Annotated in this window: 10 protein-coding genes; 6 read left to right on the top strand and 4 right to left on the bottom strand. The window is 34.1% G+C overall.

Annotated elements, in window-relative coordinates:
• Positions 1 to 543 precede the first annotated feature (543 nt).
• On the top strand, positions 544 to 1,704 hold the full coding sequence (locus tag CM19_RS03990) for an MFS transporter (protein WP_048099170.1): 1,161 nt from the start codon (positions 544 to 546) through the stop codon (positions 1,702 to 1,704).
• 459 nt (positions 1,705 to 2,163) lie between these two features.
• Here the strand turns inward: CM19_RS03990 and CM19_RS03985 are convergent, their stop codons facing one another.
• Positions 2,164 to 2,376, bottom strand: a complete 213-nt coding sequence (locus CM19_RS03985) for a hypothetical protein (RefSeq protein WP_048099168.1) — start codon at positions 2,374 to 2,376, stop codon at positions 2,164 to 2,166.
• Positions 2,377 to 2,534: 158 nt separating this feature from the next.
• Positions 2,535 to 3,569: an AAA family ATPase gene (locus CM19_RS03980; protein ID WP_048099167.1), complete on the bottom strand. Its 1,035-nt coding sequence runs from the start codon at positions 3,567 to 3,569 to the stop codon at positions 2,535 to 2,537.
• Positions 3,570 to 3,845: 276 nt separating this feature from the next.
• On the opposite strand from CM19_RS03980, the gene CM19_RS03975 reads away from it, so the two are divergent.
• The 3 genes from CM19_RS03975 (at position 3,846) to CM19_RS03965 (ending at position 6,351) form a co-directional block, all read left to right on the top strand.
• The gene (locus CM19_RS03975; RefSeq protein WP_150111376.1) at positions 3,846 to 5,123 is read left to right on the top strand and encodes a hypothetical protein; all 1,278 of its coding nucleotides are present in this window, start codon (positions 3,846 to 3,848) and stop codon (positions 5,121 to 5,123) included.
• 626 nt (positions 5,124 to 5,749) lie between these two features.
• A complete protein-coding gene (locus CM19_RS03970; protein WP_048099165.1) occupies positions 5,750 to 5,977 on the top strand; it encodes an antitoxin VapB family protein in 228 nt (75 codons plus the stop codon).
• Positions 5,959 to 6,351: a type II toxin-antitoxin system VapC family toxin gene (locus CM19_RS03965; protein ID WP_048099169.1), complete on the top strand. Its 393-nt coding sequence runs from the start codon at positions 5,959 to 5,961 to the stop codon at positions 6,349 to 6,351. The genes CM19_RS03970 and CM19_RS03965 overlap by 19 nt, the downstream gene beginning before the upstream one ends.
• 262 nt (positions 6,352 to 6,613) lie before the next feature.
• On the opposite strand, the gene hydA is transcribed toward CM19_RS03965, so the two are convergent.
• Positions 6,614 to 8,008, bottom strand: a complete 1,395-nt coding sequence (gene hydA / locus CM19_RS03960; RefSeq protein ID WP_048099164.1) for a dihydropyrimidinase — start codon at positions 8,006 to 8,008, stop codon at positions 6,614 to 6,616.
• A 600-nt stretch (positions 8,009 to 8,608) separates the two neighbouring features.
• On the opposite strand from hydA, the gene CM19_RS03955 reads away from it, so the two are divergent.
• Positions 8,609 to 9,886 (top strand): MFS transporter, encoded by a 1,278-nt coding sequence (locus CM19_RS03955; RefSeq protein ID WP_160164862.1) that lies wholly within the window; start codon positions 8,609 to 8,611, stop codon positions 9,884 to 9,886.
• Between the two features lie 136 nt (positions 9,887 to 10,022).
• A complete protein-coding gene (locus CM19_RS03950; RefSeq protein WP_081801200.1) occupies positions 10,023 to 11,273 on the top strand; it encodes a M20 family metallo-hydrolase in 1,251 nt (416 codons plus the stop codon).
• Positions 11,274 to 11,306: 33 nt separating this feature from the next.
• Here CM19_RS03950 and CM19_RS13055 read toward each other — a convergent pair.
• The coding region (locus CM19_RS13055) for a hypothetical protein (protein ID WP_048099161.1) at positions 11,307 to 11,585 on the bottom strand (279 nt) is incomplete at its 5' end.

The raw sequence follows: 11,585 nt of genomic DNA, 5'->3' as shown, positions 1-11,585 counted from the left end.
ATGTTTTGAAAGGACAATTTATTACTATACTCGTGGTGGATCTCTGTCCTCCTTAACCCAAAAGATAAACCCGAATAACTACCACTTCATGAGAATTCGACTCAAAAGCATTTGATGGTACCTTAAGTTTTGTTGTTACTAAAAGTCTATAAACCGGTTAAATTATGCTACACCTCAAAATTTCTCAATATGTCCCCCTTTTTGGAGAGTGAATTCACTGTGTCGCAAAATTATGATAAATCGTTAGATTATGCAGAGATTAACATCGCCTAAGAAGAAGTTAATTACTTAATAACATACTAAATGAATTAAACCCATTCTGAGATGTAAAGAAAGTATAATCTACAGGTATATCTTCTCCCTTAATTCTATTTAAATTATTCACATATATCTTTGATCAATATTAATTTTTTAATTATAAAATCTTTAACGAATCTGTATCCTACAACATCTAAGTTATCTCTCATCCTAACCGACAGACTAAATTTATTTATATTCAGAAAAAGAGAAATGCTTAAAAGATTTAGATATGACAAAAAAGATATGAGTCAATATATATCTAAGGGAAATCTTCTCGCGATAGCTATAGGCTACTCCCTAACCTTTTTTGACATATTTAATGTGCCTTACATCATAAATTATTCCTCTCAATTCTTTGGATTAAGTAATGCAAGTATATTATCAAACTTAGTCCTTGTGGCAGAGATGGTTGGCTACTCTGTTGGAGGTTTGGTTAATGGTTTCTTAACAACTAGACTAGGCAGAAAGAAAGGAGTTATTTTGTCCTCAATGTTAATTGCATTAGGATCTTTGATTGGCATAACATCATTGACTCTTATCCAGTTAGTTATTTCTGAGTTGATTATTGGGTTAGGAATTGAAGGAGAAGCTCTCTCCTCTATCTCGTATTTAACAGAAACATCGCCCCCAAAATCAAGAGGAAAATACATAGGCTTTACAAGTCTCTTTGGATTCTCCATGACTTTACTAGTCGCACCGATAGCCTTATTTTTAGGGACTGAATGGAGGCTCCTATTCCTTCCAGGAATTTTGTTAGGAGGGATAGCAATCTTCATGAGGTTAAATTTACCTGAATCAAAAGCGTGGATAGAGGGAATAGGATCTAGAAAGATTATAGAAGATTTGAGGAGGACTGGAATTTTCGTCTTAGTTTGGTTTCTAAGCTACGCTGCAGGTTATGCTCTCTTCTCAAGTGTAATATTTTCCTTGATATCTTTAAAAATGAACGGAGAGTCCTCCTTATATTTTAGCTATATACTTTATGGGGATCCATTAGGAGTTCTTATAGGTTCTGCCTTAAATGATAAAGTGGAGAGAAAGACAGCTTCAATACTTACTAATTTTCTTTCTGGACTATTGATGATACCTTGGTTCTTCCTATCAGGTTCTTCCTTTTTGGTTATTGGTTTCCTCATTATGTTGACTCAAGGTATGAAGTTTCCACCTATGTATTCCTACACAGCTGAAGTAATAGGGACCGAAATAAGATCTTTAGGATTTGGTATAGCAGATGGAATAGGTCATTTAGGTGGTGCGGTAGGCCCAATCATTTCCGTAGTAGCGTATAGCTTTTCTCCTTACTTAGGAGTTATAAGTATGTCCGCTTTTGCTATATCATCCTCTGCTTTTCTCTTTATAATGAGGAGTAAGACTAACGGGAAACCTTTAGATGAGATATCATAAATGAGGTCGTCAATTCTTTAATTTAATATTTTTCAAGACTATAATCGTCACACAAACTTGTATTTTATGAGTAATGTGAAGAATATCCTCTTCATAGGAGGGATGAATTGTCGCGAATTTATAAACTACTTTTAATTGTTAACCTGCGTCCACAATAGCGTTCAGTTTTAACAAAGTAACAAAGTTACCCATAACTGATGAAACGAAACAAGGACTCAACAATTTTACTCTTAAACTGTACAAAAAGCCAATAATCGCTTTCATGAATTAAAGGCGTTTTAAAGGATTAGCTATCCCTCATAAGGAAAAAAGAGAAATTAAAGGTTATAATGCACATGAACCTTGACATTACCTTAGCGAACAATTCTAAAGAACTTTTGGTTTGTTTTACAAATCATCTTATTTTGGACTCTGTTGAGTAGTTTTCCTTAGCAAACCATTTTACAACTACTGATGCGTCTATAACTCCCAGTTCTTATCCCTCCATTCTCTTATTACCTCCTCAGACTTACTACCCCCAACTGCCTCAGATATTTCCTCAGCCATCATAGAAGCTTCCCTTATTCTTTTGAAGTCCTTCTTCTCTATTCTTTTCCTTCTTTCTTCCTCTATGGTTTTTATGATACTCTGTCTAATTACCTCACTCCAGTTTATGTAACTCAACTTATCCATCTCCTACTTCAACTCATCATCTATTCTAACAGTTATAATTGCCATAAATTAAGATGGTGGTTGTAAATAAAAAACTTTACATCTCTGTATTACATGTATTGATGTCTAGAATGTGTGTTCTAGTTCAAATAAGCATTATAGAGATGTTTAAAAAGCTTTTACTCAAAGCCAGAAATTGCTAATTTATATATTGGGTCTAAAAACTGATAATTCTCTATTATGCCCATCTCTTTTAAATTATTTATAACGTTACTTAAGATGCTAGAGGAAATTGAGGATCCCTCTATTTTTTCAACACAGCTCTTTACTTTAGACCAATTGTCATTTCCTTGAGCTATGCACTTTAAAACAGTTATATACCTTTTGGATATTTTCTCAAGGTTCTTAATTTCATCAGAAGCTAAGCTCACAGCTATTTTAAGCACTCTCTTGAAGTCTCTTTCTCTATAATATTCATTACCAAAAAAGGTAAGCCAGCCAACTATCCCGTCGAATTTCTCGTAAGCTTCTTCAAGTACTTCTTCGCTTACACTAATCCCTATCTCATCAAAACCTTTTTCCAAAAATTCAATACTCTTTTCCTTAGTAAACCTTTCGAGCTTTACCTCTACACTATACCTCCCATAAAGGGGAGAGGAAGGGTCTTCAATACCTAGAAAGTTATAAAGTAACCCTACTTCAGATCCGGTTAATAAAAAAGTTAGATTTCTATCATAGTCGTAAGCGTGTGCTATAGCCTCTTTAATCTCATTAGAAAGAGGACCCCTAAGCTTCTGTGCCTCATCAAGCGCTATTATTGTCCTATTATCATTTAGCCTATCTAGGAGTTCTGGAATGCTTAAGGAGTCCCTCCCTTTCCACCTCAACTCAACTTCATTTCCAATTATTTTCACTCCTCTTAATCCCTTAAGGAATTCTAAGACCCTTTTGTTTAACGACAATCCTTTAGCTAGTGCGTTATATAACTCGCCCCTAGAATAGTTTCTATCTAAAGACCTAAGGTCTACCAATATGTAGTTTACTTTACTTTCTTTTAATGCAACATTAAGCAATGACGTTTTCCCTATCCTCCTTATACCTAGAATTAAGATTAATGGTCTGCTTTCTTTTATTGATTTTAGTATTTCGCTTAATTCATTTTCCCTGTCGAATAAGTCCTTCTTACTGTCCTTAGGTCTCTCGTCAAATAACAACTTCTACCCCAGAATATAGCTTCTACCCCAGAATTTATAAATTTCACTAGTGAAAACGCTAGAGACAATCCTATTTGGGCTATTGCGTTTGGCCTGTAACAACTAAAAGAAACTTTACCAGCTTTGTAATAACATAGAAAATTGAATCTATAAAGTAACTAAAAATAAAATTAACTTATACTCTAAATTGATATTAAATCCTTATTGGATCTTTTATAGAAAACAAAATTTGCAACATTTTTAAGTAGGATAATCCAGTTTTTTGATGTGGGAAAATTGAGCGAACCTGTAGCCTTGATCTCTGTAGGCACAAGTAATGATCAAGCAATTTCCTCAATACTCAGAATATATGAAAAGTTTAGTATAAAATCGTTTATAATAGCAGGTACATCAAGTTCAGCTTTACCAGACTCAAACGAATTGGGAAAATTTGCCGATATTGACATAAAGGAAGTCATAAACGACTTGAGTCCTTCAGACATTGCTGGCAACGTTAAGAAATTGGAGGAAAGACTTAAAAATAGCGTGAAGTTAGTTGACCTTACAGGTGGTACTAAAGCTCTTGCTTCTTCATTCACTATATTTTCTACTAAGAAAGGAATACCAATTACTTATCTAGAAGGTCCTGGAGTATTCGCTTTCCACTACCCTTACGTCCCAAGACCTCTGCAGTCATTTAAAACATACGGCAATATAGGGGATAAATATTCGCAGATAAAGTGTATTGAAAACTTAGACTTAGAGATGTTTGATGTGAATTACTTTTCTTATTACTTTAATTTAATTACTACAGAAGAAGACTACAATTTAGGTGTTTACGTAGGTGACGTTGTAGAGAGAGTAGACTTATCGTCAGACGAAAAAGCCCTAAGTTTTACGGAAGAACTCTTAAATAAACTCAAAAAAGTAACACCTCAATACAGTCCAACAGGCTTCAATTTAGAGTCAATAAGTTCGCTGTCTGGTTTAAACATGTATAATGTTAAATTAGATAAGAACTTCATAATTTTAGACACTAATACGTTTTATAATGTACCTTCAGAAATACTGAATTTAAATAATTCTGTATTTCTTGTCCTTGACTGCGTTCAGTCAGAGTTGAGTTATAAATGCCTGGAGGAAAGTAAGGATGAGGGATGTTTTGCTTGGCATAACTTAAAAAGACTAAAAGGTTTAGTTAGTGTATCGTCAACTCAAATACCTGGTGGGCTTCCTAAAAACTATGTAAAAGAAAAAATGAATGGAATGAGCGGTAAAAATACGTGTGACGTAGAGATTGCCAAATACGTTGAAAATATACCGACTATCATTTCAGATTATACAGCACTTATTACTTTTGACAAAAAGCTAAGCTCTTTTATACAGAATAAAAAGAACGTAGTAGTACCGTCAAAAGGTAATTACAAAGTAAGGGGAAACGGTTACTTGTCCCTCTTTAGGGCATTAATGATGTTAGGTAGGTATTATAAAATTGTATTAAGAGGACAAAGAGGGAGTATAACGTTAAAGACGGAAAAGGACTTCAAAGTAAGTATATCATATTGTTTAAAATGAAAAAGATAGAAAATATATTAGAATAAATTATTTTTTCTTACTTTATTAAAGATATTATTATTATCGAAATTATAATTGCTACAATTCCTATGAATGTGCTCTCAGTCTTTACTGAAGAAACGTAAGAACACAATTCATTGTTAACGCTGTTTATCGTGCTTGGAAATGAAGAATAATGGTTTGATATTTGAGAACTTGAAGACGAATCTATTGCCTTTATTTGTTTTTTAGTTTATAAGTGAGTTTTTAAAGCAGGAAAGTCGAATTTAAGGAATATAATTTGCCTTTCTGTAAAGCTTTTGCAGTCAAGTTGTAAGTACCGCCTGGATAATTTTCTGAATTTATATTAAATTAATGAGTATCATTTCCAAGAAAAGAATTTATTATAATTCCATGGATTTTAATATACTTGCCAATTATAACCCTGTCCTACGTTGGTAATTTACAATGATCAAGTTTCCCTAATTTTATCAATGCTGCCAATAATCCATACACGTAGGTTTAAAAACTCCTTGTGGAACACAGATTATAAACTAGGAATTCCTCTTTTCTATTTTAAGTAGGGGTACTCCGACCGTGGTAGTTAATGGTAAGGTTTATATCTAAGTTTAAACATAAACATAAACATGGCAACTAAGACAATAACTATAACGGAAGAAGCATATAACGCATTGTTATCCTTAAAGGGAAGGGATGAGAGCTTTTCAGAACTTATGATAAGGCTTGTTAAAAGCTACAGTAAAAGGAATATAGAAGAGTTAGCGGGTAGATGGAGCGAAATGACCGATGATGAAGTTGAAATGATATTTAACAATTTAAGGAGAGCGTGGAAGGAGTGGAGTGTAAATGTTTAGATACAGATATGCTAATCGACTTTTTGAGGGGGAAGAAGGAGGCAGTTAATTACATAGAGAAGAACAAGGGGTTTTCTTTAAAGACCACGGTCGTAAACCTCTTTGAACTATATTATGGATCCTTTTTGAGAGGTAAAGGAAAAGAGGAGGTCGATGCTCTGAAAGATGCACTTGATATACTAGAGTTCCGTTACCCGGAGGAAGCTGGTAAAGAGTTTGCTGAGTTATCAAAGAATGGTGAGATAATAGACGTTAGGGACCTCTTGATAGGGGTGATAGCCAGAGAAAACGGCTGTACAATAGTTACTGGAAATGCGAAACATTTTTCCAGGATAAATGGGTTAAAAGTAGAAAACTATAAAGAGATAAGATAAAGGTAAGGGGTCTGAAAATGTTTCTAGTTCAGGATAACAAGATGTTTTGAATGCGCTTTTTGTTTACTTGTGATACAATACTGATATTGTGCATTGATGTTGAAGCACAGGTAATAACGAAAAGAAACTGAAACTGCGTAGTAAGGCAGTTTATCCCTTGCAACGTAATAGGTAATAACGAAAAGAAACTGAAACGCTAGCACCATATTATCTTCAGTTGCTCCAGTAGCGTAACAACGAAAAGAAACTGTCATTTCATGTTCTATGTTATAATCGGTGTTTTTCCCTTAACATATTGACCACTACCTGCTTTTCCCAATACTTGTCCCTCTTCATATACTATCTCTCCTCTCCTAATAGTCATTACGTTCCATCCTTCGACTTCAATTCCATCATATATTGTATAATCTATATTACTATGCAAAACATCAGTAGAAATCTTAACTTTTCTTCCTGGATCAATTATAGCTATGTCTGCATCTGCTCCAGGAAGTAAATGTCCCTTCTTAGGATAGAGACCATAAAATCGTGCAGGATTGTAAGAAGTTACTTCTACCATCCTTTCCATGCTGATTAAACCTCTCTTTACTCCAAAGTAGAATAAGATTGGCAAGATCGTCTCAGTTCCAGGAACTCCATTGGGTATTTCGTTAAAAGGCGGTACTTCCTCCTTGAACCTTTTCTTTTGTTCCTCGGAATAAACACAGTGATCGCTACCCACAGTGAATATGTCACCTGAGGAAAGCCTTTCCCAAAGCTTAACCCTTTGATCGTCCGTTCTTAGTGGTGGACTCATTACATACTTTTCGGCATCTGGTCTCTTTAATGCTTCTAGGCTTAACGTTAAGTAATGTGGAGTAGTCTCATTAAAGAAGTGGAATCCTTTCTTCCTAAAATTCGTTATTGTGTCCACGGCTTCTCCTGTAGAAGTGTGGACTATATACATCTTGACATCATTTCCAATCATGCTCGCAATTGAGCTTACTCTATTTGTTGCCTCAACTTCTAATATCTCAGGACGCGAATACGCATGATATATGGGTTCAGTTTTTCCCTCTCTAAGAAAATCTCTAATTAGCTGGTCTATCAATTCTCCGTTTTCTGCGTGAATTCCCGCAACTCCTCCATTTTCTGTTATTGTTTTGATCGTCCTATAGATTGAGGAATCGTCCATCATAAGTTCTCCTTTGTAGGCCATAAATAACTTGAAGCTAACTACTCCCTCATTTTTAATTAGATAAGATATTTGTTCCAAGTTCTCGCTACTGGCCTCCCTTATTATACTATGTAAACCGTAGTCGGATACAACCTTTTTATCAGCTTTTTCCCTCCAAGATTTATAAGCTGAAACTAGGTCAGACTTTGGAGGTGGAGATATGAAGTCTACAATAGTTGTCACACCTCCTGCAACCGATGCCCTAGTTCCATAATAAAAGTCGTCCGCAGTAACTGTACTCATGAATGGAAATTCCATATGAGTATGACCGTCAATTAATCCTGGTACTACTATTTTCCTTGAAAGATCAACTACTTTATCGGCCTGTTCCTGGATGTCCCCTCCTATTTTAACTATTTTGCCATCTTTAACTCCTATATCTCCCTCAAATATCCCTCCTTTATCATAAGCTCTAACATTTCTAAATAGCAGATCAAGCATAGATGTTAAGTTTTGATCTTAATATAAATATGCATTTCTTAACTAAGTGAATACTTTTTATTTTCTTCCTAAAACTTAAAGCTACATTTATATGAAAATATAAAGTCTTATCATTCAGATTGTAAAGAGTTCAAGTTAGAAATATATTAAGTATAATCTATCGAGGGAAAAATAAGCGAAGCTTTAACCGTCAAATTGTTATATAAGTTGATAAGGTTGTACAAAAGATTAACTTGATCATAAAAATCTTATTATACGTTTAGTTTTCTCTTTACCCTTTAAAGACCTTGATATTCTAGATAGTCTCAGAGGGAAGGTAATATAATAAATTCGAATTCTTTGGATAAAACACAAATTACAATTCTTAAAAGATATAACTTCTATTTAGTAAAAAAATTACTTATTAGCTAGGATATATGACTTAACTACCGGCTTAGAAAATGATTAAAGATAGTATATGGAAAACTTAGTAATATAAAATGAATATGAAAAGTTATGTTTCATCACATTAACTTGTTTTAAAAAGAGAAAAATACTTCCTATACCGATTTACTTTTTATTTTGAGGAAAATCTTTTATATTGAAGTATATTTTATAGTATTGTGGTATTCATTGGGAAATAGGAGAATTTCATCATTAATCTTACTCTCCTATTCAGCTCTAGTTGTGCTAAATCAATATACTTGGATAAACTACGCAACTATAAGTAATCTTATATCTCAAATTTACCATGTTTCGTCATTTGACGTAGGTTTACTAGACATTATTTTCCCACTTACATACATCCCTCTAGCTATACCAGTTGGAATAATGATAGATAAGTTTGGTTACAGATCAGCAGTTATTTTTGGAGGTCTTTTAATGACGCTGTTTTCCTTTTTTAGGTTAGCCAACTTTGACTTCTTATTCATCTTCCTGGGCCAATTAGGAGTTGCTATAGCTCAACCTTTTCTCCTTAATAGTTCAGCTAAATTAGCTAAAACTGAGTTCTCCGGGGAGATGAGCACTTTAGCGATAGGTATTTCTACACTATCGATTTTTATAGGAATTGCTACAGGGACATTAATTCCTTCAATCTTTGTTACCAATTTTAGCTCGCTAGTAACGATGACTATCTACTCTTCCTTAGTAATGGTAGTTTTTTCCATAATTTTTATTGCTTCTTCTATATTGAAGGGGAATAGTTCAAATATTAAAGAAAAAAATCTAATGGCGATAAAGGAATTAAAAACCTTAATATCTAACAAGAACCTTGCATCACTATACTGGTTATTATTAATAGAAATGGGTATATTTATTGGAATTTTAACTTGGATAGATAATATTTTAGGGTATCTTAATTTTTCGGAATTCCAAATAGGCTTAATCGCACTATCATTAATAATAGGGGGTATAGTAGGGAGTTTCTTTGTTCCATTAATTTCAGTAAAGATTGGAAGTAGGAGATTAATTGTTATGACTGCTTTAATAATATCTTTGCCAGCTGTTATACTTTATGCCATAATTTCTAATTTTCCTTTAATACTAATCTCTAACTTTGTTCTTGGATTTTTCATGTTAGGAGCATTTCCTATAATAATAGACTGGACGTCTGAGTTGTCAGGTAAGGTGTTAGCTGGTTCCTCGATATCAATCCTATATCTTTTCGGTAATATAGGTGGAACTGTTATACCTCTAGTAATGATTCCACTAACTTCTTTTTCCCCTAATCATTCTTTTTTGACCACTTTTCTAGTCCTAGACGCTCTAACCTTATTCATGGTTTACACGATCTCAAAAGTTAGAGATGTTGGAGAAAACCAGGTAGAATATACTTCCATAAAGAGAAGAGCGTTTTTACAGAAAAATAAAAATATTAAACATGATAAAAGGACATAAAGCTGATAAGATAACTCTCCAAAAAAGATCATTAATTCATTAAGAACTTAGAAAATCAATTTTTTTTTTAAAAATAAACCTCATCTTCAGGGTTGCAGTGGTACACATTTTATTATGTGTAATCGAATATAAGATCATGAGTAACATTTCAAGACTAAAACAAGACATGGAAGATCTTGGAAGAATTGGAAAAGACCCTAGAGGTGGAATAAGCAGACCATCCATGAGTGATCCTGATTTAGATGCTAGAGAATTTATAATGGAAAAAATGAGGGAAGCTGGCTTAGAGGTTTACTATGACTTAGCAGGAAACATAATAGGAATAAGAAGGGGACAATGTAATGAATTTGTTACAACTGGCTCTCATATAGATACTGTATTAAACGGGGGAATGTTTGATGGTTCTTTAGGAGTCTTAGGAGGAATAGAGGCAATCAGACTCATGAATGAGGAAGGAGTAGAAACAAAAAGGTCTTTGGCAATAATAGTTTTTACTGACGAAGAAGGAAACGCATTTGCTCCTTTTGTAGGAAGCAAATACTTCTCTGGAACTCTAGATAAAGAAGAATTAGTAAAAATGAGGGGGAAATATGTAGGAGTCGAGTTCTCCCAAGTTTTCAGGAAGTTTGAAAGCAGAGTATCTTCAAAAGCCAAGAAAATGGAAAGGTTCCCCTTCCGAATTAAATATCATGTAGAACTCCATGTCGAACAAGGACCGACCTTAGAAATGAATAATAAAGATATAGGTATAGTAACTGGGATTGTAGGAATTCTCAGATTATGGTTAAGATTCAAGGGAAAACAATCTCACTCTGGAACGACCCCCATGAACATGAGAAAAGATCCTATGATTCCTGCTTCACGAATGGTTCTGGACGTTAGGGAGAAAGTAAAAAGATTTGAGGAAATGGTGGGCACAACGGCTTTTATGGAAGTTAAACCAAATGTCGTAAATGTAATTCCAGGAGAAGTATATATTGGGATTGACGTTAGATCTATGGAAATTGAAGAAATACTTAATATGAAGGAGATACTCATCAATGATGCAAAGAAGTTCTCTGAAGAGGAAGGCAACTTACTAGATCATGAGATTCTAATTGAGGAACCGATAAGGAGTTCATCAGATGTGATGGAAAAGATAAGAGGTTCCACGGAAGAGCTTGGATACTCTTATATGGAATTACCCAGTAGAGCTGTTCATGATACTCAAATGATGGCTAAAATAACTAAAGTAGGAATGATATTCGTACCCAGTAAAAGCGGAATTAGCCACGCTCCTGAGGAATGGACTGATTGGGATAAAGCGTATAAAGGGGTAGAAGTATTAAAGGAGACGTTAATTAAGTTGGCTAAGGAAGATCTTGATAATTATAAAATACAAGGATAAAAATAAGAAATTAAGTTTTTATTATAAAAAAGACTAATCTGGTGGTATTTCAGCACCAATGATAGAAACATCTACTCCTTCCTCCTTTTGAAGCTTCTTTATGTAACCTACATATATCAGGAATACAATCCCAAGTATAGCTGAGACAATTGGCATTACTGTTAGCCCAACTTTTGACGATAACACGCCGAGTATTGATTCTGACAGAAGGAAAAGCCAGCTAGAGAAGGAAGCTACACCAAGAATCGAGATCAATGGAATATTGCCTATCTCAATATTTATTGGTTTTCCGGCTCGTTTATACACTTCCGG

It is taken from the genome of Candidatus Acidianus copahuensis (genome assembly GCF_000632495.1).
In the GTDB taxonomy this organism is placed as follows: domain Archaea; phylum Thermoproteota; class Thermoprotei_A; order Sulfolobales; family Sulfolobaceae; genus Acidianus; species Acidianus copahuensis.
This window is presented reverse-complemented; position numbering and strand designations above follow the sequence as displayed.